Source organism: Glaesserella sp., from assembly GCF_041817755.1.
In the GTDB taxonomy this organism is placed as follows: Bacteria; Pseudomonadota; Gammaproteobacteria; order Enterobacterales; family Pasteurellaceae; genus Glaesserella.
This window is the reverse complement of sequence record NZ_JBGYBX010000061.1, coordinates 1-25946: the sequence shown is the minus strand read 5'-3', so window position 1 is coordinate 25946 and position 25946 is coordinate 1. Positions and strand designations below refer to the sequence as shown.

At 43.7% G+C, this 25946-nt stretch carries 19 protein-coding genes and 2 tRNA genes; 15 read left to right on the top strand and 6 right to left on the bottom strand.

Going from position 1 to position 25946, the window contains the following annotated elements:
- Nucleotides 1-8: 8 nt before the first annotated feature.
- The gene (locus ACEYKX_RS09795) at nucleotides 9-689 is read right to left on the bottom strand and encodes a TIGR00153 family protein (protein WP_373766499.1); all 681 of its coding nucleotides are present in this window, start codon (nucleotides 687-689) and stop codon (nucleotides 9-11) included.
- Between the two features lie 318 nt (nucleotides 690-1007).
- Between ACEYKX_RS09795 and pheS the strand changes: the two genes are divergently transcribed.
- The 4 genes from pheS (at nucleotide 1008) to ACEYKX_RS09775 (ending at nucleotide 5419) form a co-directional block, all read left to right on the top strand.
- Nucleotides 1008-1997: a phenylalanine--tRNA ligase subunit alpha gene (gene pheS, locus ACEYKX_RS09790; RefSeq protein WP_373766500.1), complete on the top strand. Its 990-nt coding sequence runs from the start codon at nucleotides 1008-1010 to the stop codon at nucleotides 1995-1997.
- Nucleotides 1998-2134: 137 nt separating this feature from the next.
- Entirely contained in the window at nucleotides 2135-4522 is a 2388-nt protein-coding gene (gene pheT / locus ACEYKX_RS09785; RefSeq protein WP_373766501.1) for a phenylalanine--tRNA ligase subunit beta, read from the top strand.
- A gap of 14 nt (nucleotides 4523-4536) precedes the next feature.
- Entirely contained in the window at nucleotides 4537-4833 is a 297-nt protein-coding gene (locus tag ACEYKX_RS09780) for an integration host factor subunit alpha (RefSeq protein ID WP_373766502.1), read from the top strand.
- Nucleotides 4834-4891: 58 nt separating this feature from the next.
- Nucleotides 4892-5419: a C40 family peptidase gene (locus ACEYKX_RS09775; protein ID WP_373766503.1), complete on the top strand. Its 528-nt coding sequence runs from the start codon at nucleotides 4892-4894 to the stop codon at nucleotides 5417-5419.
- Nucleotides 5420-5593: 174 nt separating this feature from the next.
- Here the strand turns inward: ACEYKX_RS09775 and ACEYKX_RS09770 are convergent, their stop codons facing one another.
- The 3 genes from ACEYKX_RS09770 to cmoA all read right to left on the bottom strand — a co-directional run bounded on the left by ACEYKX_RS09770 (nucleotide 5594) and on the right by cmoA (nucleotide 8398).
- The gene (locus ACEYKX_RS09770; RefSeq protein WP_373766504.1) at nucleotides 5594-7324 is read right to left on the bottom strand and encodes a DUF3413 domain-containing protein; all 1731 of its coding nucleotides are present in this window, start codon (nucleotides 7322-7324) and stop codon (nucleotides 5594-5596) included.
- A 1-nt stretch (nucleotide 7325) separates the two neighbouring features.
- Nucleotides 7326-7550, bottom strand: a complete 225-nt coding sequence (locus tag ACEYKX_RS09765; RefSeq protein WP_373766505.1) for a YejL family protein — start codon at nucleotides 7548-7550, stop codon at nucleotides 7326-7328.
- A 113-nt stretch (nucleotides 7551-7663) separates the two neighbouring features.
- Nucleotides 7664-8398, bottom strand: coding sequence for a carboxy-S-adenosyl-L-methionine synthase CmoA (gene cmoA, locus ACEYKX_RS09760; protein ID WP_373766506.1), 735 nt, complete (start codon nucleotides 8396-8398; stop codon nucleotides 7664-7666).
- 66 nt (nucleotides 8399-8464) lie between these two features.
- Here cmoA and ACEYKX_RS09755 point away from each other — a divergent pair, with 66 nt between their 5' ends.
- Together ACEYKX_RS09755 and polA are read left to right on the top strand one after the other, a co-directional pair.
- Complete coding sequence (locus ACEYKX_RS09755; protein WP_373766507.1) at nucleotides 8465-9223, top strand: M15 family metallopeptidase; 759 nt, start codon at nucleotides 8465-8467, stop codon at nucleotides 9221-9223.
- Nucleotides 9224-9305: 82 nt separating this feature from the next.
- Nucleotides 9306-12170 (top strand): DNA polymerase I, encoded by a 2865-nt coding sequence (gene polA, locus ACEYKX_RS09750; RefSeq protein WP_373766508.1) that lies wholly within the window; start codon nucleotides 9306-9308, stop codon nucleotides 12168-12170.
- Nucleotides 12171-12251: 81 nt separating this feature from the next.
- Here the strand turns inward: polA and priC are convergent, their stop codons facing one another.
- Nucleotides 12252-12758 (bottom strand): primosomal replication protein PriC, encoded by a 507-nt coding sequence (priC, locus tag ACEYKX_RS09745; RefSeq protein ID WP_373766509.1) that lies wholly within the window; start codon nucleotides 12756-12758, stop codon nucleotides 12252-12254.
- A gap of 443 nt (nucleotides 12759-13201) precedes the next feature.
- On the opposite strand from priC, the gene ACEYKX_RS09740 reads away from it, so the two are divergent.
- Nucleotides 13202-14239: a porin gene (locus tag ACEYKX_RS09740; RefSeq protein ID WP_373766510.1), complete on the top strand. Its 1038-nt coding sequence runs from the start codon at nucleotides 13202-13204 to the stop codon at nucleotides 14237-14239.
- A 67-nt stretch (nucleotides 14240-14306) separates the two neighbouring features.
- Here the strand turns inward: ACEYKX_RS09740 and folD are convergent, their stop codons facing one another.
- On the bottom strand, nucleotides 14307-15161 hold the full coding sequence (gene folD, locus ACEYKX_RS09735; protein WP_373766511.1) for a bifunctional methylenetetrahydrofolate dehydrogenase/methenyltetrahydrofolate cyclohydrolase FolD: 855 nt from the start codon (nucleotides 15159-15161) through the stop codon (nucleotides 14307-14309).
- A gap of 166 nt (nucleotides 15162-15327) precedes the next feature.
- Here folD and ACEYKX_RS09730 point away from each other — a divergent pair.
- From ACEYKX_RS09730 to ACEYKX_RS09695, 8 genes are all read left to right on the top strand, one after another.
- Nucleotides 15328-15404: transfer RNA gene (locus ACEYKX_RS09730), tRNA-Pro, on the top strand.
- Between the two features lie 32 nt (nucleotides 15405-15436).
- Nucleotides 15437-15513, top strand: a tRNA-Arg gene (locus ACEYKX_RS09725).
- A gap of 182 nt (nucleotides 15514-15695) precedes the next feature.
- Entirely contained in the window at nucleotides 15696-16862 is a 1167-nt protein-coding gene (gene envC / locus ACEYKX_RS09720) for a murein hydrolase activator EnvC (RefSeq protein WP_373766566.1), read from the top strand.
- A 3-nt stretch (nucleotides 16863-16865) separates the two neighbouring features.
- A complete protein-coding gene (locus tag ACEYKX_RS09715; protein WP_373766512.1) occupies nucleotides 16866-17720 on the top strand; it encodes a divergent polysaccharide deacetylase family protein in 855 nt (284 codons plus the stop codon).
- Between the two features lie 40 nt (nucleotides 17721-17760).
- Entirely contained in the window at nucleotides 17761-19494 is a 1734-nt protein-coding gene (locus ACEYKX_RS09710) for an autotransporter assembly complex family protein (RefSeq protein ID WP_373766513.1), read from the top strand.
- 44 nt (nucleotides 19495-19538) lie between these two features.
- A complete protein-coding gene (locus ACEYKX_RS09705) occupies nucleotides 19539-23480 on the top strand; it encodes a translocation/assembly module TamB domain-containing protein (protein ID WP_373766514.1) in 3942 nt (1313 codons plus the stop codon).
- Nucleotides 23481-23580: 100 nt separating this feature from the next.
- A complete protein-coding gene (gene cydD, locus ACEYKX_RS09700) occupies nucleotides 23581-25320 on the top strand; it encodes a cysteine/glutathione ABC transporter permease/ATP-binding protein CydD (RefSeq protein ID WP_373766515.1) in 1740 nt (579 codons plus the stop codon).
- A 7-nt stretch (nucleotides 25321-25327) separates the two neighbouring features.
- A partial coding sequence (locus tag ACEYKX_RS09695) for an ABC transporter transmembrane domain-containing protein (RefSeq protein WP_373780715.1) occupies nucleotides 25328-25946 on the top strand: 619 nt, incomplete at its 3' end.

Sequence of the window (25946 nt, the reverse complement as noted above, 5' to 3'; positions counted from 1 at the left end):
GTTGAAATTTATGAACGAGCTAACATTAACTCAATACGCGAACCGACACGTTGCGCTTGATCCGCAAGCACCCCGATCCATTCAATAATTTTGTAAAGGAACATGATATCAATCGGGTTAAGATCCGATTCAATACCGAGTAACGTTTTACGTAACACGATTTGAAGTTGGTCAGTATCATCTTCGATGGTATCCAATTCAAGAATCATGTTATTGACGAAATTGAGTTCCCGACCACGGAAACCGGTTTCAAGCAATTCGTCCATTTCATCAATGACTTTATCGGCTTGGCGGGTCGCATCAAGACTGCGGGAAAGGAAATGAAGAAACGCAGGCTGTAAAACTTCAGGAATAACCAAATGGCGGCTGACTACACGTCCTGAAATATCTTTAGCATAATTCGCTAATTTATCCAATTGAGTAACGAGTTCAAGTAAATCGGTACGCTCAACCGGCATAAAAAGTCCACGGGGAAGTTTTAAACGAATTTCGCGTTTTAGCGTATCTGCTCGGCGTTCTAAGTCAATAATTTGACGGCGAATCTCTTCAGCATCTTCCCAGCGGCTTTGGAAGGTCGCTTCAAAAAATGGTACTAACAATCCACAACATTCATTCACTTTTTTAGAATGCTTTTGTAGTGGTTTCAGTGGCGAATGTGCGAATAATCCTAAAATATTATTCATTGCCATAGGTTTATCTCCATTAAAGTTATACGATTTTTAGTTTGCGAATTGCAAACCGGGCGGATTTTACCGTATGTTTTCGTGAAGATCACGGATTAATGTTCAACAAGCGGTCTGATGTGCTAATTTTTTTGCAAATTGTTGAAAATCTATAGTCAATAAACGTAAGAACCTAATGGTCATATTATAGAAATCAACCGGTTAGTTGGTCGGATGTTTATCTTTAAATTTACAATATCGCGCAGAAGTATTATTATTCAAGCCATTATGCCTATTAAACGGTAAACAGATTTTTAAAATTAATTGCAATTTTAGAGGATAGGAATGCAAAACCTAAAAGAAATTACTGAACAAGCGCGTCTTGCGTTAGATGAGTTACACGATAAAGGGCTTGAGGCATTGGACGCATTTCGCGTCGAATATTTTGGCAAAAAAGGACATTTCACCCAATTAATGCAAAGCTTACGGGATGTCGCCGCCGAAGAGCGTCCGGTGGTCGGTGCCAAAATCAATGAAGCGAAGCAGTTTATTCTTGATAGCTTGAATGCAAAAAAAGAAGCATGGGAACAAGCAGCCATCAACGCACAATTGGAAAAAGAAAAAATCGATGTCACGTTGCCGGGAAGAAAAACCGAGCTTGGCGGGTTACATCCGGTTTCGATTACCATTGAGCGTGTCGTTAAATTTTTTGCGGAATTAGGATTCACCGTTGAAAAAGGACCGGAAATCGAAACCGATTACTATAATTTCGATGCATTGAATATTCCTCCGCATCACCCGGCCAGAGCCGATCATGATACGTTTTGGTTCGATGCGGAACGTTTGCTTCGTACTCAAACATCGGGCGTACAAATTCGTACTATGGAAAAAATGTGTCCGCCGATTCGTATTATGGCACCGGGCCGCGTATACCGTAACGATTACGATCAAACGCATACCCCGATGTTCCACCAAATCGAATTGCTATATGTCGACAAAAAAGCCAATTTTACCGAACTAAAAGGCTTACTCCACGATTTCCTGCGTGCATTCTTTGAAGAAGACTTACAGGTGCGTTTCCGTCCGTCTTACTTCCCGTTTACGGAACCGTCGGCGGAAGTGGACGTCATGGGCAAAAACGGCAAATGGTTGGAAGTGTTAGGTTGCGGCATGGTGCATCCGAATGTGTTGCGTAAAGTCGGCATCAATCCGGATGAATATACCGGTTTTGCCGTTGGAATGGGCGTCGAACGTTTAACGATGCTACGTTATAACGTCACTGATTTACGTGCATTCTTCGAGAACGATTTACGCTTTTTAAAACAATTTAAATAATTGTTTTTATAGAGACGAATGTGGCATTCGGATCAATGACAAGCGGTTAGATTTTATTAAAATTTTGCAAATTTTATCTTGATTCGGCGCTCATATCGGCATCGAAGAGATAAAGTGATTATAGGATCAGAGAGATTATGAAATTCAGTGAATCTTGGTTACGCGAGTGGGTTAATCCGGCGATTACCACCGAACAATTATGTGACCAAATTACCATGTTAGGTTTGGAAGTGGATGCCTGTGACGCGGTTGCCGGAGAATTTACCGGCGTTGTTGTCGGCGAAGTGGTTGAATGCGCTCAACATCCGGATGCGGATAAATTACGCGTAACGAAAGTGAATGTCGGCGGTGAGCGTTTATTGGACATAGTCTGTGGCGCCCCGAATTGCCGTCAGGGCTTAAAAGTCGCCTGTGCAACGGAAGGTGCCGTTTTACCGGGTGATTTCAAGATTAAGAAGACCAAATTACGCGGTCGGCCGTCGGAAGGGATGCTGTGCTCATTTTCCGAATTAGGTATAAAAGACGATCATTCCGGCATCATTGAATTACCGAGCGATGCACTTGTCGGTACGGATTTACGCGAATATTTACAATTAAACGATCATGCCATTGAAATCAGTTTGACACCGAACCGTGCGGATTGTTTGAGTATTGCCGGCATTGCCCGTGAAGTGAGTGTCATTAACAGACAAGCGCTTAACGAGCTTGTGATTGAACCGGTTCAAGCAACGATTGCGGATAAAGTCGTAATCGATTTACAAGCTCCTCAAGCCTGCCCGCGCTATTTATTACGAGTAGTAAAAGGTGTCAACGTAAATGCGACGTCCCCATTATGGTTACAAGAAAAGTTACGTCGTTGCGGTCTTCGTTCCATTGATCCGGTTGTCGATATTACAAATTTCGTTTTGTTGGAATTGGGGCAACCGATGCATGCGTTTGATATGGCAAAAGTCGCTCAACCTGTTCAGGTTCGCATGGCAAAAGAAGGGGAAGAGTTGGTTCTGTTAGACGGAACAACGGCAAAATTACAACCGAATACTTTGTTGATTGCGGACCAAAACGGACCGCTTGCTATGGCGGGGATTTTCGGGGGGCAGGCGAGCGGCGTCAGTACCGAAACTAAAGATGTTATTTTAGAGGCGGCATTTTTTGCACCGTTAGCTATTACCGGTCGTGCAAGACAATACGGTTTACACACCGATGCGTCACACCGGTTTGAACGCGGTGTTGATCCGAAACTGGCTCACAAGGCGATGGAGCGTGCAACTTCGTTATTACTGAGTATTTGCGGCGGTGAAGCGGGAGAAATCGTGGAAGCGACAAACCAGCTGTTTGTGCCGAAATCCAATATCGTTACGTTACGTCGTAAAAAATTAGACAGATTATTAGGACACTATATTGACACCGAGACGGTAACGGATATCTTCAACCGCTTAGGCTTTAAAGTAAACTATGCCGATGATGTTTGGCATGTGCAATCACCGAGTTGGCGTTTTGATATTGAGATCGAAGAAGATCTGATAGAAGAGGTGGCTCGAATTTATGGTTACAACAGTATTCCGAATAATGCGCCGTTAGCGCATTTGCAAATGCGCAGTATTCCGGAAAAAATACTGGAAGCCATTCGCGTCAGAACAGCTTTAGTGGATAGCGACTATCAGGAAGTCATTACCTATAGCTTCGTGGATCCGAAAATTCAAACGTTGTTACATCCGGAACAAGAAGCGTTAATGTTGCCGAATCCGATTTCCAGTGAAATGTCGGCAATGCGGGTGTCATTACTTACCGGTTTATTACAAACCGTAGCGTATAACCAAAATCGTCAGCAACATCGTGTGCGTATTTTTGAAACCGGTTTGCGTTTTATTCCGGATGCTCAGGCAGAAAACGGTATTCGTCAGGAAATGGTTTTCGGTGCAGTGATCGCGGGGGATAAACGTCCGGTTCATTGGGAACATAAAGCGGAAAACGTCGACTTTTTTGATCTTAAAGGGGATTTGGAGCGTATATTCTCTTTAACCGGTGCGAAAAATGATTTACAGTTTGTCGCAAAACCATTTTCGGCATTACATCCCGGACAATCTGCGGCAATTGTCTTAGACGGAAAAGAAATAGGTTTTATTGGTACAATTCATCCGAGAATTGTGCAAAAATTGGGCTTATCCGGTAAACCGGTCGCATTTGAGCTATTGGCATCCGCCGTGGCGGAAAGGGATGTGCCGGATGCGAAAGACATTTCCCGCTTCCCTGCCAATAAGCGTGATATTGCGGTAGTGGTTGACACGGATGTGGCTGCCGGCGATGTGATTAATGAATGTCGCAAAGCGGGCGGTTCGAAATTAGTCGGCGTTAACTTATTTGATGTTTATCAAGGTGCGAATTTAGCATCCGGTAAGAAGAGTCTGGCGATTAGTCTTACTGTTCAAGATACTGAAAAGACACTTGAAGAAGATGAAATCAATGTAGTGATTCAAGCAGTGTTAGGAGCGCTTGCACAGCGTTTTAATGCTTATCTAAGAGATTAGATTAAGGAAGAGTTATGGCACTTACCAAAATTGAAATAGCAGAAAACCTCGTTGAACGATGCGGTTTGGATAAACGTGTTGCGAAGCAATTTGTCGAACAATTTTTTGAAGAAATTCGCTTGTCACTTGAAAAGGGTGAAGAAGTGAAGTTATCGGGCTTTGGTAATTTTTCCGTTCGGGATAAAAAAGCCCGTCCGGGCAGAAACCCTAAAACAGGGGAAGATGTTGCCGTTTCAGCCCGAAGAGTGGTTGTCTTTAAACCGGGGCAAAAATTGCGGGAACGCGTTGAAAATGCAAAGGTAAAGGGCTAATAAACAAGCATTCTGTCACTAATCGGTGACAGAATGTTTCTTTTTTAGAGGAATTCACATGTTTAAGATTTTCAGTAAACGAACCGCATCTTTTTGTGCGGTTTTAATGTCTGCCGTTGTACTTACCGCATGTAGCGGCAGTGACACGACAACGCAAAAAGCCAAAAATGCGAATAAAATCTATAAAACGAATAGAGGCAGTATTTCAGACCCTATTTTTGTCATCAGCAGTTTGAGCGAACATCAGCGAGAATGGCAAGGTACACGTTATCGTTTAGGCGGAACGAGTCGTAGTGGCGTAGATTGTTCCGGCTTTATGCAAATTACCTTCCGTGATTTATTCGGTATTGATTTACCGCGAACAACGAGTGAACAAGCGTTGGAAGGCACCAAAATTTCAAAAAGCGACATTCAAACGGGAGATTTGGTGTTCTTTAAAACAGGTCGGGGACCAAACGGTAAACATGTCGGTGTTTACGTCAAAAACGGTCAGTTTCTTCATGCATCAACCAAAGGCGGCGTAATTTATTCAGATATGAATTCACCGTACTGGACGAAAACATTCTGGCAGGCGCGACGTTTGTAATTCAAAATGTGAGGCAGATCACAAGTTTGCAAAAAATTAGTAAATTTTTTGCAAAAACATTTGAAAAACTGAATAACTTGACGTAATCTATACCCACATTAAGAACAAGTGTTGTGTCCAGCAACCGAATTCATAAATTTGCTTTCCGAGTAGCCCCTAATTTAGGGGCTTTTTTTATTTCTCGATAAATTGGTTACTTTGCTGAATCAGCTGCAAAAAGAGGGCGAGAGGCGGGCGGTTATTACGTTGTTGCTCACCTTGAGCATCGTAATATTCAAAATCTCCTTTGCGGTCGATATGAAACTGTTCATTATCCGCAGTAACGGCGACATTCCATTTATAATCGGAAGCCAATAACCATTTACGCTCATTCGCTTTAGTCAGATCAATACCTTGCGCATAATCACTAATCGGAGACGAAACCCCAAAAAACTGATTAAGCAGTGTCGGAACCATATCCAAATGGCTGGACAGTCGGTTATAGCTCCCTTTATCGCCTTGCCAGTACATTAACAACGGTACCTCGATACGCTGAGGGGTAAAACCGTTCGCTGTTTCGATATGTTTGTCAGCGATATCGGCGGTAAGAATAATCAGCGTACTTTTTGTCAGCCCTTGTTGTTCCAATTGCAGCCAAATATCCGCCAGTTGCAAATCAAGTTGTGCCAATTGATCATGGTCTGTCGAAGGAAGTGCTAAATCCAAGTAACTGAAGAGAGGCTGTTCCGTTCGACTATTTAACCATGTTTTCCACTGTTCAATCGCCTCAAGGTTATTCTTCGCTTTAGGCAGTTTGAAGCCGGCAAAAAGCGCCCGATAATAAATCGGTTCATTGAAACCGTTATGGGAATATAAGCCGAACTGGTAATCAAAGTGCTGCAGAGTTGAAATCAATACGGACGGCTCTTTTTCATTTAAAATGGCATCCACATAACGTCCGCTCAACCCATAGAAAAGACTGACAATACCGGCGGCAGCGGAATTTCCACCGGAGTAATGATGAATAAACCGACGTGAATTTAAGCCGATTTGCGTTAAATTCGGCATCTTGTCCGGTGTAATGACATCATTGGTTAAACCCGAAATATTAATGAACAGCAAGTTAACCTTATTCGGCGCTGCGGTGTATTGCAACGGTTTTTTCGGGTAATTGAGATAAAACGTGTCTAGCCGTCCGCTTTCTTCGATTTGTTGTTCTAATACCGAACGATCAACCAATCCGTGTTTTTCTAAGAAGGTACGGGCGGTCATCGGATAAGCCAGTGGATAGTTTGCCCGCTGTGCCGTAATCGGGCGGTAGAGGGACATATCCGCCCACGCATATAACAAATGGGTGGCGGTAAAGCAGATAAGGAAAAACAATGCAACGTACTTGCTCCATTTTTGTCGGTTGAAGCTGCGCAATTTATTCCAACACCAACGGGAGTAAAGCATTTCAACCAATAAAATGATCGGCATCGGCACAAACAGTAACTGCCATTGCCGCGCTAATTCTCCTTCGTCAGGGTTAACCAGCAGATCCCAAACTAGCGGAGACAAATGCAAGTAAAACCGTTTAAAAACTTCGGTATCGACTAACAACACGGTCATGCCGAAGGTCGCAATAATGACCGAAATTCCGCGAAAAGCACGGTGGTTTTTAATGATAAAACTCAGCGGGAACAGAATCAGCAAATAGAGCGCAAAGACGACAAAACTGAAATGCCCGAATAAACTGATAAAAAAGTAAAGTTTACCGAACAGCGTATTCGGCCAGTCGGCGTTGAAGGCATAACGTGAAGAGATCAGTAACGCCACCACAATATTAAACAACGCAAACCAGTGCCCCCACGAAATGCGTTGGGAGGTTTCTTCTCGATATTGGCGAGAGTTGTCGGGTAACAAGCGGCGAATGTTCTCTAGCATACTATTTATCGGATTTTAACGAGTTTTTTAAGGCGGAACCAAAGGTATCGGCAAGAGCCTCCCGCTGTTGGGGACTGTGTACGTTGGTGATTAAAATATTGCTTACCATATTACCGAGCGCCATTAAGGATAAATCGACGGGCGCTTTATGTTTTTCAAGAGTAACGATGAGATCGTTTAACAATGCGTCCAGTTGCTTATCTTGGTATTTTGATTTTGTTGCCATAGCGGATTGACATCTGAAATATAAAAGAGGAACGAATAGTAGCACAAAAGCGAAATACAAGCGGTGCGATTTACATAAAATTTTGCAAAAAATCTGACGAAACAGACCGCTTGTTAATCGGATGATTTTACCGCCACCATCGAACCGAAGTTAAAACATTGGAACCACAACTCAATTTGTGAAAATCCCGCTTGGCGTAAACGTAACTTATGCGTATCGATGGAATCGGTCCGCATCACGTTTTCAAGCGCCGTCCGTTTTTGGCTGACTTCAAGTTCACTATAACCGTTTGCCCGTTTGAAGGTGTGGTGTAAATCAATTAATAACGTATTCATCGTTTCATCGGCGAAGGTAAATTTTTCCGATAACACCAATACACCGTTTGGATTCAGCCCTTGATATATGTTACGCAAAAGCGCAAGGCGATCGTCCGGCGGTAAAAATTGCAGAGTAAAATTCAGCACCACCATGGAGGCGTTTTTGATGTCGATACGGCGGATGTCATCACATAAAATCTCAACGGGAATGTCGGAATGATAGGCGTCCAAATGACGACGACAACGTTCCACCATCGGAGCCGAATTATCCACACCGATAATCTTGACGCTCGGAACGTGGATGTTACGGCGAATAGACAAAATCCCCGCCCCCCGCGAGCAGCCCAAATCGTATACGTTGGATTGCGGCGTAACGAAACGGGCGGCAAGCATGCCGATCGCCGTAATAATATTGGAGTATCCCGGTACGGAACGTTGAATCATATCCGGAAAGACTTCGGCGACGGATTCGTCAAAAGTAAAATCGCCTAATTTTTCAATCGGTGCGGAAAACAACGTATCTTTGCTCATCTTTATTCTCATTTATACTAAAAATTGCTATTGTACCCGCAATTTTACCCATTAAGCGAAGCGGTCATGAAAAAATTTCTCATCTGTGCGGCGTTTTTACCGTCTATCGGTTTGGCTGATGATGTTGCCTTTTGCCTTGAACAAGCGTATCCCGATATTCAAGTCGAACAAGCGGTTATCCATTTTGCGGACGGTGGACGTTTGCCGATCGGTACACTATCCGATAAGCCTTTTCGACAAAAACTAGTTGAAGCGAGCGTTGCCGATCAGCTTTCCCAACGTTATCCGCTTGAGTTTGCCGTGCCGCAACAATATCAGGATGCGGGGCGTATTCGTCATGACGCTTTTTTTAAACATTTATATGGTTCGACCCGCGTTGATATTGAGCAAAATCTCATTGCTATTAATTGGGCGCCGAGTCGACAATCCGTTCAATTTAACCGACGTAATCATGCCGCCGCGCAGCTGCAGAAAGTCGGTGAGGAAATTGTCCGTTTTCCCGAATTGGTCGATTATGTAAATCGTCCCCTCGGAACCTTTAATTATCGGAATATTGCAGGTACCTCTCGGTTGAGCGCGCACAGTTTCGGTATCGCCATAGATTTTCAGTTGCCGAAACACTTGCATCATTATTGGCGTTGGAGCGGGTGTCAAAACGAAGATACCGTTTGTCCTTATCCGACACAGCTACTCAACGATCCGAAATTAAATCGCATTGTCCGTATTTTCGAAAAACATGGTTTTATTTGGGGCGGCAAATGGGCAAGTTATGATTCCGTTCATTTTGAGTATCGTCCCGAATTAGTGATTCAAGCCTGTCGATAACATGAAGAATTGTTAAAACGTTTTCAGTAATTCGTGCGCATTCGTTATAATGAGCCATTTTTGACAAACCAAGAGATCTCAAATGGCAACGATTGCACAAAATCCCCTCGTCTTAGTAGACGGTTCTTCTTACCTTTACCGCGCTTTTCATGCATTCCCTCCGCTGACCAACAAACAAGGCGAACCAACCGGTGCGATGTACGGTGTGCTGAATATGTTGAAAAGTTTGATCAACCAAGTCGATCCCAGCCATATTGCCGTTGTTTTCGATGCAAAGGGCAAAACTTTCCGCGATGAATTGTTTGAACAATATAAATCACATCGCCCACCGATGCCGGATGAACTGCGGGCGCAAATCCAACCGTTGCACGCTATGATCAACGCACTCGGCATTCCGTTATTATCGATTGAAGGCGTCGAAGCGGACGATGTGATCGGTACCCTTGCCGTGCAAGCGGCGAAGGCGGGGAAAAACGTGTTAATCAGTACCGGCGATAAAGATATGGCGCAATTGGTGAACGATCACATCATGTTAATCAACACGATGAACAATACCTTGCTTGACCGTGACGGCGTGATTGAAAAATACGGCATTCCGCCCGAATTGATCATCGATTATTTAGCCTTATTGGGCGATTCGTCCGACAATATCCCCGGTGTAAAAGGCGTAGGGGAAAAAACGGCGTTGGCATTGTTGCGAGGGATCGGCTCAATGCAAGAGATTTATGCGAATTTGGATAAAGTCGCCGAGCTTGCTTTCCGCGGAGCGAAAAATTTCGCACCGAAATTAGCCGCCGAAAAAGAGACGGCGGAGCTTTCTTATCTATTGGCAACGATCAAAACCGATGTCGAATTGGATGTTCGCCATGACCAATTATTGACCCGACCTCAACAACGGGAGCAATTGATCGAACTTTTCGGTCGCTATGAATTTAAGCGTTGGTTAAATGAAGTGATGAGCAATGCGAATCCCGTGACTCAAAACAGTGCGGAAAAAATACCGAACAATTATCAAGCCACACAAGCGGTCGGTTCCGAGCAAAAATTTGCAAAAACGATTAACGTGGAAATCGACCGCAGCCGCTACCAATGTGTGAATGACGCGTCGCTGTTACAACAGTGGTTAACGAAATTACAATCCGCTTCACTGATCGCATTGGACACCGAAACGAATAACTTGGATGCGATGCAAGCTGAGTTGGTCGGGGTTTCTTTTGCCCTTGAAAACGGTGAAGCCTGCTATATTCCGTTGGCTCATAAAGCACAATCCGCACCGTTACCGCAAACGGATTTATTCGGTGATGCGCCGGATGAGACGGAACACACGGACTCACTGCTACCGAACCAACTCGACAAAGCGGATTGTCTACGTCAATTAAAACCGATTTTAGAAAATCCGACAATTCGAAAAATCGGACAAAACATCAAATACGATTTGACCGTCTTTGCCCGCCACGGTATTGACGTACAAGGTGTGGCATTTGATACGATGATTGAATCCTACACCTTGGACAGTACCGGTCGTCATAACATGGACGATCTTGCCGAGCGTTATCTCGGGCATCAAACCATTCCGTTCGAAGAGGTTGCCGGTAAAGGAAAAAATCAGAAAACCTTTGATCAAATCGACATTCAGCGTGCCACGGAATATGCTGCGGAAGATGCCGATGTCACCATGAAACTCCATCAGGTTCTGCATGCGGAACTGGCAAAGTCTCCTGAATTGGTGACATTATTTGAAACGATCGAAATGCCGCTGGTCGGCGTATTGTCACGGGTGGAGCGCAACGGGGTGTTGATCGATCCGCAACAATTGCGCCTTCAATCGATTGAAATCGAAAAACGTTTGGCGGAATTGGAACAGCAGGTTCATGCGGAAGCCGGTGAGGTATTCAATTTGGCGTCCACCAAGCAGCTACAAGAGATTTTGTTTACCAAATTAGGTTTACCGATCTTGAAAAAAACACCGAAAGGCGCGCCGTCCACCAACGAGGAAGTGTTGGAAGAATTGGCGCAAATGGGGCATCAAGTCCCGGTGTTATTGATGGAACATCGTGGGCTGAGCAAATTGAAATCAACCTACACGGATAAACTGCCGCAGATGATTAATCCGCAGACAGGTAGAGTACATACTTCATACCACCAAGCCGTGACTGTCACCGGACGGCTTTCATCGAGCGATCCGAATCTACAAAATATCCCGATTCGGAACGAAGAGGGCCGACGCATCCGCCAAGCGTTTATTGCCCGCGAAGGCTACGTAATATTAGCAGCGGACTATTCGCAAATCGAATTACGCATTATGGCGCACCTTGCCAACGATGCAAATATGATTAAAGCCTTCGCAGAAGGTAAAGACATTCACCGTGCGACTGCCGCTGAAATTTTCGGCGTGTCTTTGGAAGCGGTGACAAGCGAACAACGTCGCAGTGCCAAAGCGATTAACTTTGGTTTAATTTACGGCATGTCGTCGTTCGGATTGTCCAATCAATTGGGGATTTCGCGAGCTGAAGCGCAAAAATATATGGATTTATATTTCCAACGTTATCCCGCAGTACAACAATTTATGATCGATATTCGTGAAAAAGCGGCGGAAAAAGGGTATGTTGAAACCTTGTTCGGTCGCCGTTTATATTTGCCCGACATTCAATCAGGCAATCAAATCCGCCGTAAAGCCGCCGAACGGGTAGCGATTAACGCACCGATGCAAGGAACGGCGGCGGATATCATTAAAGTCGCGATGATTAGCATTGATAAAGCCATACGCGACAATGACGATATTCAAATGATCATGCAAGTGCATGACGAATTGGTGTTTGAAGTCAAAGCAGAGCAGGTCGAACGGTATACGGCATTGATTAAAACCGAAATGGAAAAGGCTATTCAATTGAGCGTCCCGCTGATTGCCGAAGTCGGCATCGGCAATAATTGGGATGAAGCCCACTAATATGGGAGACAGATCAACAAGCGGTCGGATTCCGCTTGTTTTTTGCAAAAAAACACGAAAATCCGACCGCTTGTCATGGCATTATTGATAGGAATCCAACGCCTCAATCGCCGCTAAACATTTCTGTTTACGATATTCCGTTTCTTCAATTTGTCCTAAGTAAACGGCTTTCTCTTGCGCATTGGTACAGCGATAACTTTGCTCGGTCAACCAGCTGATTTTTTCATTTAACGCTCTTAATGCTTTGTGATATTCCGCTAATCGTTTTGTTGAAGGAAGACGATGAATATGTTTCGGAAACGTATAAGTCGAACGAAAAACCGCATGGCGACGGTGATGAGCGGCTAATTTTTCTACGGCACGGTTTAATGCATCAAATTGTGTGACCAGTTTTTGTGCATAAATGTCGGCATAATCACTTTCTGTTTGTTTCTCCAGTAATTGGCAGGTTTGCAGAATTTCAGCACAGAAAAACGCCACTGATGCACGAGAAAGGCTAAACAGCGGAGGTGATATTTCAAGGGTTTCCTCTGAAAATGGAGTAAATTGGTCTAAATGTTGCCGAATAGTGGCTGTAAAACTTGTCATTTTTATACCGGTAAGTCAGTGATAAGTGCATTATAGGTAAGAGAAATCATTTTTTGAATGTTAATTTTGTATAAAAAACAATCTAAAAGAAAAGTAATTTTCAAAAATGTGAAATAGTTCACAATAATGTAAATTGTTCTCCTTGTGTGATTTAAATGCTTATAAAACAATGTGTTACACTTATCTCCGTAATGGAGCGATTCTCAATAAATAAAGAAGAATTACTCGTCTTTTTATATAATGAATTGATTTTAAAAGTGTTTTTTGCTTATTTGAAGCATGGTAAGAGATATTGACACCGAATAATGATTCTGCCACTATTCGCCCGCAAATGACATTTACCCAACATTACATTTTGGAGTGAATGTCAGTTTGGAGGATCGTTCTTATACCTTAACGAGAGCGATTTTTTAACTAAAATACAAAAACCTAAGGTGAACGTTATGAAAAAAACACTTGTAGCATTAGCAGTAACAGCATTCGCAGCATCAGCTTCAGCGGTAACTGTGTATGAAAATGAAGGTACAAAAGTTGTTGTAGACGGTTCTTTGCGTCTATTGTTAGATAAAGGCGATTCCAAAGTTAAAAATGGTGACAAAACGGAGAAGCACTCTAATTTAAAAAATGATGGATCTCGCTTTGGTGTTCGTGTAAAACACGATATTGCAGAAGATTTCTATGCATTAGGTCGTTTGGAATTGCGTTTTAATGGTTCACCAACTACAACTGATCAATTTGGTGATTTATATGCAAAACGTGCTTATGTTGGTTTAGGTAGCAAACAATACGGTGAACTGACATTTGGTCGTCAATTGACCATCGGTGATGATATCGGTGAAACTGGTTTTGACTATAGTTATGGTGTATCACCAGGTCTATTAACGGCGGAAGGTACAGCTGTTGTACGTTATGACTACAAAGGTATTGACGGTTTACAAGTTGGTGTAAACTATAACTTTGCAGAAAAACGTGATTCAAATAATGAAATTGCTACTGGCGATAAGAAAAATGGTTACGGTGTAGGTGCAACTTATGTTCTGCCTTTAGCGGAAGGTCAGGCATTAGCGTTAGAAGCCGGTTATACCCGTGATAATTATGTAACTAATGCTAACTACAGACACTACAAAGATGCATGGGAAGTTGCTACAAGCTATAAACTCGGTGGCTTAAAAGTTGCTCTTGATGGTAGCCAGGCATATGAGAAAAACGGTTCTGCGAAAACCAGAACATCTGCGCTTGCAGCTGGTGCTAAATACAGCTTTGGTGCGGTAGGCGTATATGGTGCATATGGTTATGAGCATACTAAAGTAAAAGGTAGTGACAATAAGACGAGAAAACACAAATTTTTGTTAGGTACAGACTATCAATTACATAAACAAGTTGTTACTTACCTTGAAGGTCGTGTTGTGAAAACTAAAGTAGATAACGGCGCTAAAACAACTGATAAAGTTGTTGGTGTAGGTTTACGCGTATTCTGGTAATTCGTGATTACTTGAAGACTTTTATAAAAAATCCCCGCTCTTTGCGGGGATTTTTGTATTCTTCGTATTACTTTGTGATATGTTGTTCATAAGCCTGCAACGTATTTTGCATTAACATGGCGACCGTCATCGGTCCGACCCCGCCGGGGACGGGCGTAATGAAAGCTGCTCTTTGTTTGGCTTTCTCATAGTCGACATCGCCGACTAACTTACCGTCAATACGGTTAATGCCGACATCAATCACAATAGCTCCCTCTTTAATCCAATCTCCCGGAATAAATTGAGGTTTACCGACGGCAACTACGACAAGATCCGCTTGACGAATGTGACTTTCGAGATCAACGGTGAAGCGATGTGTTACCGTAACGGTACATCCGCCCAGAAGAAGTTCCAGTGCCATCGGACGGCCAACGATATTGGAAGCACCGACAATGACGGCATGTTTACCGTATAAATTGACGCCGGTCGTTTCCAATAACTTCATGACACCATAAGGCGTACATGCCCGTAAGGTCGGGACGCGCTGGCAAAGACGACCGACATTATAAGGATGGAAGCCATCCACATCTTTATCCGGTGAGATGGCTTCAATTACTTTAGTTGAATCAATGTGAGCCGGAAGTGGAAATTGCACTAAAATACCGTCAACCTCAGTATCCTGATTCAATTGTGCGATAAGTGTTAAAAGCGCTTCTTCAGTCGTATTTTCAGCCAGATCATAGGATTTGGATTGAATGCCTAACTCCGTACACGTTTTTCGTTTACTGCCGACATAAACTTGAGAGGCAGGATCCGCACCGACTAAAATTACCGCTAATCCGGGAACCCGTTTGCCTTGAGAAGCATAGAGCATCACTTGCTCTTTAATCTGAGATTTAATTTGCGCAGCGACAGCGCTCCCTGAAATAATTTGTGCGGACATGTTTTCTCCCAAAGTCAATACGATATCGTTTGCTATTGTCGCAAAAATTTGCCGATTTAGTAAGTCGGTCATCATAAATAATGTTCAAAGAACATGCATTCAGCGGATATTCCTTAAAAATCAATTGACGGAATCCTTAAACCATCTATAATGCCAGCCACTTCGTCGGCGAGTAGCGCAGCTTGGTAGCGCAACTGGTTTGGGACCAGTGGGTCGTAGGTTCAAATCCTATCTCGCCGACCATTTCTTTTTTTGGTCTCTTATAATTCTGATTTGCGCCCTTAGCTCAGCTGGATAGAGCAACGCCCTTCTAAGGCGTGGGTCAAAGGTTCGAATCCTTTAGGGCGTGCCATTTCATCTTGATCTCTCTTATCTCTTCTATCACATATCCTTTTTAACGAAATGGTTTATTCCGTTTGGTTGCTTAAAAAGCATAGTCATTTAATCAATAACCGATTAGAATAATCAATTTATCGTTTCATCTGCTTTGGATAAGGAATACTCGTGAAAGCACGTCGAACCCTCACATTTATCATGTCGTTATGCAGTATCGGTGTTGTATTGCCGCAATATGCAAAGGCGAATGATCTGTCCCAAATTCAGCAAAAGATCAAGCAACAACAAAGTAAAATCGATGAACAGAAAAAAAAGCGAGATTCCCTTCAATCCACCCTGAAAAATCAAGAAATCGAAATGGGGCAAGTTTTAAATAATCTGAAAAAAACCGAGTTGACGCTTGCAGAAACCCGTCAAGCCATTCAACGGACGGAACAAGAGATCAAGCGGTTGGAAAAGCAGGAAAAAGAGCAAAAAGAGAAGCTGAAAGAACAGTTGGATTCGGCATACCGTTCCGGCATTCACCCTTCCGTATTAGAACGTTTATTATCTGAAGAAGCCAAAAATGCGGATCGTATGGGCGCTTATTATGAACATATCAATCAAGTCAGAATTGATGCCATCTATGATTTACGTCGGACGCAAGAAGAATTAAAAACGCGCCGTGATGAACTGAAAGGGCAACAAAAAGGGCAGCAAACCCAGTTAAATGCACAGAAAAAGCAGGAAAAAGATCTACAAAAAGTCAAAAACGAACGGGAGAGTACGATTCGATCCATCGATAAAACATTGCAACAGGATCAAACCCGTCTCGATGCACTTAAAACTAACGAAACCGCTTTACGTAATCAGCTGACTAAAGCGGCAAACGAAGCGGCACAGCAAGAAAAACAAGAAATCGCCCAATTAGAACAAAAAAAGAACACTGAAGAGAAACGTAAGCCGACGGAGCAAGAGAAGCAGCGCGTGAGAGCGGGAAGCGGTTTGGGAAGCGGCAAATATCCGATGCCGGTTGCCGGTAAAGTGACGAATAACTTCGGTTCAACGCAAATGGGCGAACTTAAGTGGAACGGCATTGTTATTCAAGCCGGAGCGGGGACACCGGTAAAAGCGATTGCCGCAGGTCGGGTGATCTTAGCGGATTGGTTGCAAGGCTACGGGCAAGTGGTGGTCATTGATCATGGAAACGGAGACATGTCGCTTTATGGGTACAACCAATCCGTTGCCGTCTCTAAAGGCAGCCGTGTTCAGGCGGGACAAACTATTGCAAACGTCGGTAATTCGGGCGGACAAAGTCGTTCCGCACTCTATTTTGAAATTCGTCGGAAAGGTCAGGCGGTAAACCCGTTGAAATGGGTAAAATAAATCATGAATAACGTGAACAAACGATCTTACAAGCGGTCTATTCCGAGCTGCTTTTTGCAAATTTTATTGCTGATCTCACCGCTTGCACAGGCGGGTAAATTGGCTATCGTGATTGATGATATCGGTTATCGGGGTAAAGAAGATGCGGCGATTTATGCACTACCGAAAGAGGTGAGCGTGGCAATTATCCCTGTTTCACCTTACGCAACGGCGAGAGCCAACAAAGCTTTCGAACAAAATCGGGATGTATTGATTCATTTGCCGATGGAGCCGCAATCCAAACAACCTATTGAAGCAGGCGCATTGTTGGTTGGCATGACTGACGAGCAAGTGACAAGATTGGTTAGTGATGCACAAAATCACGTACCGCATGCTATCGGCTTGAATAATCATATGGGGAGTAAAGCGACGACGGATCCGCAAACCATGCATTCACTGATGAAAGCGCTCTCTCAACGGAAACTGTTTTTTTTAGACAGTAAAACGGCAGGTAACAGTGTGGCGTTTAAAACGGCAAAAGACATGGGGATCAGTGCGTTAGAACGCCATATTTTCTTGGATGACAGTGATTCGCTTGCCGAGGTGCAAAAGCAGTTTAATGCCGCAATTCGTTATGCCCGTAAAAACGGCACGGCGGTGATGATTGGTCATCCGCGCAAACACAGTATCACCGTTTTAGAAAAAGGTTTGGCAAATTTACCGCCGGATATTCAACTGGTCAGTATCGGTAGTTTATGGCGCGGGCAAGATAGGGAACCGGTTAAACCGTTTATTTTGATGTTTGACGTTGAGCCGGCTCCGACATCCCAAGCACCTTATAAAAGTGTTCCGCTACTTCGCGGTATCCCGAAAGAATAACGCATCCGAACGGATATCGTTCAAACAATGAGAAATGTATATGAAAACAAAATTACATTATTTGGCATTTTTAGTGATTACCTGCTCGGCTTCTGCGGAACAAACCGTTTCGTTAAAAGTAGAAGGCATTAATAATAAAGAGCTGGAAGAAAATGTACGCATTTACCTTTCTCAAATCAGCGATGAGGAAGCGGACGGCTCGGAGCGTTATCAATATCGCGTAAAAGAAACGGTCGACAAAGCATTGCGGGCAAAAGGTTATTACAATACCCGGTATCATTTTGAACGAATGCCGAAAACATCGCCGGATAAAGATCAGCTGATTTTACAAGTGCAGCTGGACAAACCGGTACAATTGGATGAGCGGGATATTAAAATCACGGGACAAGCCGAGCAAGATAAGGACTTTCAAAAGCTGATTGAAAAAGAGGTACCGCCAAAAGGCACGGTATTGAATCATGCGACTTATGACGGTTTTAAAAGTAGCTTGGAAAAATTAGCGCAATCCAAAGGTTATTTGGATGCGCATTGGCTTTATCACCGATTGGAAGTTTACCCGAAAGAACATTTAGCCGATTGGCGTTTAGGTTATGCCAGCGGCGATCGTTACCGTTACGGTCGGATCACCTTTAAAGACAGTCAAATCAGGGAAGAATATTTAAGAAATATGTTGCGGATCAAAGAGGGTGATCCTTACTACATTAATGACTTATCCAAACTGTCAAGCGATTTTACTTCCAGCAACTGGTTTTCCTCCGTGTTAGTCGAACCGGAAGTCAATGAGGCGGAAAAACAAGTTGCACTGAATGTGTTACTGCACCCGAAGAAGAAAAATGACATGGAAATCGGTCTTGGTTTTGCGACCGACGTCGGTCCGCGTTTGCAATTTAACTGGAAAAAGCCTTGGATCAACAGCCGAGGACACAGTTTTGAAAGTAACACCTATATTTCCGGACCTGAACAAAACATTGAACTCGGTTATAAGATTCCGCTTAAAGCGAATCCGCTGAATTATTACTATCAAGTATTAGGCGGAATTGAGCGTGAAGATCAAAACGACACGAAATTTACCGGTGTGAATGTCGGTATTCAACGCTTTTGGAATCATGAAACGGGCTGGGCGTTTTCTCTTGGGGTAAAAGCGCGTTACGACTCGTTCAGACAAGGTTCCGACAAATATAAGACCCTCTTGTTATATCCGACGGCATCCATGAACCGCACCCGCAGTGACGGTGCCCGTTTCCCGCTTTGGGGTGATTCGCAAAAAATTACCGTTAACTGGGGTAATAAAATTTGGGCGTCGGATGTCAATTTTTACAGTATTAAAGCCTCGACCTCTTGGATCCGAACGTATTTTGATAATCACCGTTTTTATTTCCGAGCGGAAGTCGGTTATTTGAAATCCAATGAGTTTGAGCGCATTACTCCTGCGTTACGCTATTTTGCCGGGGGAGATATGAGCGTGAGAGGCTTCGGTTATAAAAAGATCTCACCGAAAGACGAAGACGGTTATTTGATCGGTGCATCTCATTTGGCAACGGCAACGGCGGAATATCAATATCAAGTTTATCCGACATGGTGGGCGGCGCTCTTTTATGATACCGGCTTAGCCGCGGACAGTTATAAAGCCGATAATCTACACTCGGGAGTTGGTGTCGGTGTGCGTTGGGCTTCTCCGATCGGCGCCATTAAATTTGACATTGCAACGCCCGTTCGTTCACCGAATAACGATAACGGTATTAAATTTTATATCGGATTAGGTTCGGAACTGTAATTAGCTATACGGTAGCATCACTATGGTTACATGTGGAAATCATTATGGAACAGCAAGTAGTACATCAAACGGAAACAGATAAAGATAATAAGGACGTTTCGGCGCCTTCAGCCCCCAATAAACCAAAAGCAACCAAATGGCGTTGTGTGCGGCGTCTCCTCTTTATTTTACTGATTATCATCGTGTGCCCTTTCATTTTTTTAGCAACGGGCTTTGGGCAACGTACTGTGCTGGAATTGGCGGATAAGTGGCTGGAACCACTGACAATCGGTAAAGTCGAGGGGAGTTTACAAGACGGTTTGAGACTATCCGATACCCGTTTTAAGACGGACGGCGTTGATGTTTCGTTGGGGCAAGCCGATCTGCATATCGGCTTCGGTTGTTTGTTAAAAGGCAGTACGTGTGTCGAAAATATGGCATTAAAAAATGCCGTGGTGAATATTGACACAAGCAAATTACCGCCGTCGCAACCCGAACAAGAAGCACAAGCCGGCGGCGAATTTAATCTACCGTTGGAAGTGATGTTGAAGCGACTTTCCTTAGATGATTTGACGGTAAAAGTGGATGACATGGATATTCGCTTACATCATTTTCATTCGGGGATTACCGGTTATGGTAAAGATGTTACGCTTTTACCGACAAAACTGGATGGTCTGTCTCTTTCGCTTGCGCCGCAAGCGGTCAGTTCCGAGCAAAAAAATGCAAATTCGGCGGAAATACCAAAGCAATCGATAGATTGGGCTGCAATAAAGCAACAATTGTCCCAACCGCTATTGACGAAGCTTGATCCCATCAAATTACCGTTAAATATTCACGTGCCGGAGTTTAGTGCAACCCGTATCGGCATTGAGCAAAAAGTTATCGCGACACAAGGCGACTCGCACACCAAATCATTGGTCAATGTTTCGGACATTGATTTGGTTGCCAAATCGGATGCGCAATCTATCACCTTAAGCCGGTTGGAGATAAAAAGCGACAAAGGCAATGTTTCCGGTACAGGCTCTCTCATGCTAAGCGGCGATTATCCTTTGGATTGGACAATTCACGCCGAGACGTTGACCTTTCCCGAATTTAATCTTCCGGAAAGCGGGTTCGATCTTAAATTATCCGGAGAGCTGTTTAAGTCTACGGCATTAACCTTACAAACAAGTGGTGCAGTTGCGGCGGATATTCAAGCAAGTGCTCAACTTGCCGAGCCGAAAACCCCTTTTCATTTGACGGTGAAAAGTGATCAAATCACTTACCCGTTCACGCCGGAAAAAGGCATGGAGCCACTGACGCTACAAAAAGTAAATGTGGTATTAAGCGGTGATTTATTAAATTATCACTTAAATACCAACGTGAATGCCAAAGGGATGAATTTACCGGCAAGCAGTCTTGCATTACAAGGTAAAGGCGAATTAACACAATTTGAATTAAGTGATTTAACGTTAAATGCTCTGCAGGGAAAAACCAATATCATCGGTAAAGTCGATTGGGCAAATGGGGTAGAGTGGCAATCAAGCGTTAACTTGAATAACATTCATACCCAATCATTACTGCCGGAATGGGCGGCGGTGTTGTCCGGCGGACTTAAAACCGAAGGATATACCGCACGCGGTGAAAAAGGTAATGAATGGAGCGTGTCGGTGTCCGAGATGGATATTCACGGCAATTTATTCCAAAAAAATTTACGACTGAAAGGCGAGCTAACCGCCAACCATAAAACGTTATTAAATATACCGGGTGCGAGTCTGAACTACGGTGAAAATACAATCGGGTTGAAAGGCGTGATCGGCGATAAATCCGATTTTACCGCAGAGATTAATGCGCCGAATTTACAAGGTTTGATGCCAAGTTTGCAAGCAAGTGTGAATGGTAAAGTCAAATTATCGGGCAATATTAACCAACCTGATTTAGATCTTGATTTAACCGCCAATCATGTCGGTTACCAAGAATTAGCCTTACAGCATTTGACGGCAAAAGGGAAAATCACGACGGAAAAACAGATTCAAGGTAACCTTGAGATTGACTTAAACCAATTAAACTACGGTGACGTTCATCTCCAACATGCCAATTTGGTCGCTTCAGGCAGTGAAGCAAATCACACGGTTAAACTGACTTCAAAAGGTGAGCCGGTCGGTGCGGATTTACAATTATCAGGAACGTTCAATCGCGCTCAACAAACATGGAAAGGGCAATTGAGCAACGTGTCGGTTCAGTCACCGGTCGGTGAATGGAAAAACGATAAAACGGTTCAGCTGACGTATCTTCATTCGCAAACGAAAGCGGAAATTTCTGCGCATTGCTGGGCTAATCCGAAATTGAATGTTTGTTTTCCACAAACTTTTAGCGCAGGAAAAGAAGGACATGTTCCGTTTGAAATCAGGCAGTTTGATTTGGCGATGATTCAGGAATATTTAAGCGAAGAAACGAAAGTCACCGGAATTGTGAATGCAAAAGGTGATGCGGCATGGTTCAGCAGTAGAGCGCCGCAAGTGAATGTGGAATTAACATCCGATAAGATCACGTTAAATCAGAAAATTGATTATCGGACTTTCCCGCTGACGTTAACGCCGATCAAAATCACGGCGAATATGGCGGATAACAATTTGAAATTAAACACCGACATTAAAATTGAAAATAACGGACGTTTAAGCAGTGAATTGCTCATGAAAGATTTGGCTAATACACGGGGATTATCCGGCAATATCAATATCGACAAGATTAATTTAGGTTTAGCTTCTCCGTTGCTGAGCAACGGCGACAAAGTTGACGGTGATATCAATGCGCGCTTAACCTTAGGCGGGACGGCATTGTCGCCGTTATTACACGGTAATCTTAATTTGACCGGTTTAAAAGCAAACTCTACTATAATGCCGTTTGATGTGACCGGCGGAAATTTGGCGATTCTTTTTAACGGTGCAAGTTCAACCTTAAAAGGCAATATGCAAACCAAAGAAAGTAATTTACTGCTTGAGGGCGATGCCAATTGGCAAAAATTAGACGCGTGGTATACGCGTATTCATGCTCAAGCAAATCGATTCCGTGTCGATATGCCGAATATGGCAAAAGTAGACATTAGCCCGAATATTGAAGTAAAGGCAACGCCGAAGGAATTAATTTTAGGCGGAAATATTGATATTCCGTGGGCGCGGATTGCGGTGGAAGAACTACCTGAAAGTGCGGTCAGCGTCAGTGATGATGAAATCATTATGGATGGTTCCGCCAAAAATAAAACCAAACATAAATTTGATACGTTACCGCAGCAAAACAGCTCCGGCATGGCAATTAAAGCCGATGTGTCGATCAATATCGGCAATGATGTGAAATTAGAAGCTTACGGTTTAAAAACCAATCTTGAAGGGCTGATTAAAGTACGGCAAGGTAATAAGGGCTTGGGGCTTTACGGTCAAGTCAATCTCAAAAACGGAACCTTTGCCTCTTTCGGGCAAGATCTGATTATTCGTAAAGGCTTGATTTCATTTACCGGCTTGCCGACCCAACCAACCTTGGATTTTGAAGCCATTCGTAACCCTGAAGCGATGGAAGACAGCAGTGTGACGGCAGGGGTGAGAGTAACCGGTATTGCCGATGCACCGGAAGTTAAAATCTTTTCTACGCCGTCCTTACCGCAGGATCAAGCATTGTCTTATATCCTCACCGGTCGCGGGTTGGAAAGTAGCGGCGATGCGGGTTCCAGTAATTCAATTGCCGCCGCATTAGTGGGGATGAGTTTATCGAAAAGCAGTAAAGCGGTAGGAAGTGTCGGTAGCGCATTCGGTATCACCGATTTGAATGTGAGTACCGCCGGTATCGGTGACAATACTAAAGTGGAGGTAAGCGGCAGTCTCACACCGAAATTCAAAGTGAAATATGGTGTCGGTATTTTTGCGCCGTTGACGGAATTAACATTACGTTATCGTTTGGCGCCGAGCCTTTATTTACAATGGGTATCCAGTGTGAATCAAGCAGTCGATTTAATGTATCGATTTGAATTCGACTGATCGTACTCGCATAGTCAAAAGAGAAAATTAATCGTCGGGGCGTATAGTAAATACGCCCCGACGAAAGTTTGATGCACAAAAATTAATTACATAAAAAAACATGGATAAACAACGACAAAAATATTTACAAAAATGGTTGCGACAACAGCAAAAGAAAGTCAAAAAGTGGCTGTACTTTAATGTCCTTTTCGGTAGTTTCAGTGCTATCTTGATGGTATTACAAATGTGGCTGCTGGCGGCCATGTTACATCAGATGATTGTGGAACACCGTTCTCCGACCGAATTTACCGGATACCTTTTCGTTCTTTTGGGCTGTTTTATAGGACGCGCCGTATTATTGATCCTAAGAGAACGAACCGGTTTTAAAGCAGGACAAATGTTACGTTTACATTTACGGGAAGCCATTTTAGATAAACTTTCTCAAATCGGCCCGATGACGATTCAGCAGCGTCCCGCCGGTAGCTGGGCCACCTTAATGTTAGAACAGGTTGACAATATTCATCATTTTTACGCCCGTTATTTACCTCAGCAATTTTTATCGCTAATCGTACCGCTTGTAATTCTTTGCGCCGTCTTCCCGTTGAACTGGGCTGCCGGTCTGATTCTGTTTGCCACATTGCCGTTACTGCCGATATTTATGGCGCTTGCCGGAATAAAAGCGGCGGAAGCCAATCAACGTAATATCGGTGTACTGTCACGTTTAAGCGGGCAATTTTTAGACAACTTAAAAGGCTTGGAAACGATTCGATTATTCGGTCAGGCCGAAGCGCAAACGGAGAAAATTTATCAGCGTACCGAAGAATTTCGTATAAGCACCATGGAGGTGCTGAAAATGGCTTTTCTGTCTTCGGCGGTACTGGAGTTTTTTACGGCGATTTCGATTGCCGTGATGGCGGTCTATTTCGGTTTTACCTATTTGGGGGAACTGGATTTCGGTTACTATGATACTGCGGTTACCTTATTCATCGGTTTTTTCTGCTTAATGTTGGCGCCGGAGTTTTATCAGCCTCTGCGTGAGCTGGGTGTGTATTACCACGATAAAGCAGCGGCAATCGGAGCGGCGGACAGTATAGAAACGTTTTTAAATGAAACGGTGTCGGTGCAATATGAAGGAAAAACAGCCTTGCCGGAACAGCCGCTTCATATTACGGCGACGGACTGCGTTATCTTTTCTGCCCAAGGTCAACCCTTAACGCAGCCGCTGAATTTTACTTTACGATCGAATCAACATGTTGCGTTAGTCGGGCAAAGCGGCGCAGGTAAAAGTTCGTTAATGAATATGTTGCTGGGCTTTTTACCTTATCAAGGCAGTGTACGGATTAATGGTGTTGAATTGCGTGAATTGAACTTGTCCGATTGGCGGTCAAAACTGGCGTGGGTCGGACAGAATCCGCAGTTAATTCGAGGTACATTACGTGAAAATATTTTATTAGGCAATTCGAATGCTTCTCCGGCAGAGTTGGAGAAGGCATTGACGCTTTCTAAGGCAGATGAATTTGTTCATCGATTAGGTTTGGACAGCCAAATACAGGACGCTAACGGCGGTCTTTCCGGCGGACAAGCTCAGCGTATTGCGATTACAAGAGCATTACTGCGCCCTTACCGTTTGCTATTACTTGATGAACCGACAGCCAGTTTGGACATGCAATCGGAACAACAAGTGCTGGATGCCCTTCATCAATTAAGCCGTATGCAGACGACCTTAATGATCACCCACCGCATTGAAGATCTGAAACAATGCGATGAAATTTGGGTCATGAAAAAAGGGCGGATTATTCAACAAGGTTCGTTTGAATCACTCGAGAAACAAGGTTCTTTTGCAGAATTATTAGGACATTAACAACGATATGCGCGTACTTTTTCCGTTTTTTTCACTTTATCGAACCCATTTGGGACAGTTGTTATTAGGCATTGTACTTGCCGTTACCAGTTTAGCGGCCGGTATCAGCTTATTGAGTTTATCCGGTTGGTTTCTTGCCGCTTCGGCGTTGGTTGGTTCCAGTTTATTGTTTAATTTTTTCTATCCGTCATCCGGGGTGAGAGGTTTGGCTATCGGGAGAACGGTTTCCCGTTATTTTGAGCGTCTGGTCACTCACGATGCCACCTTTAAGGTGTTGGCGCAGCTACGCGTTTCGATATTTCGTAAATTGATTCCGCTCACACCGGCAGGGTTACATCGTTATCGTCACAGCGAATTATTGAACCGCTTGGTGGCGGACATCGATACCTTAGATGCGTTTTACCTTAATCTGCTTTCACCGGTAATCAGTGCAGTGATGGTGATTTTATTTATGGGCATCGGGCTTTCGTTTGTTTCGACCTTATTGGCATGGGTGATTTGCGGTACGCTCCTTGTCTTATTATTCCTATTACCACTGACATTTTATCGCCTCGGTCGTCGCCTGGGACGAGCCGTCGTTCAATCTCGGGCGGATTATCGCAGCCAATTTATCGAGTGGATTCGAT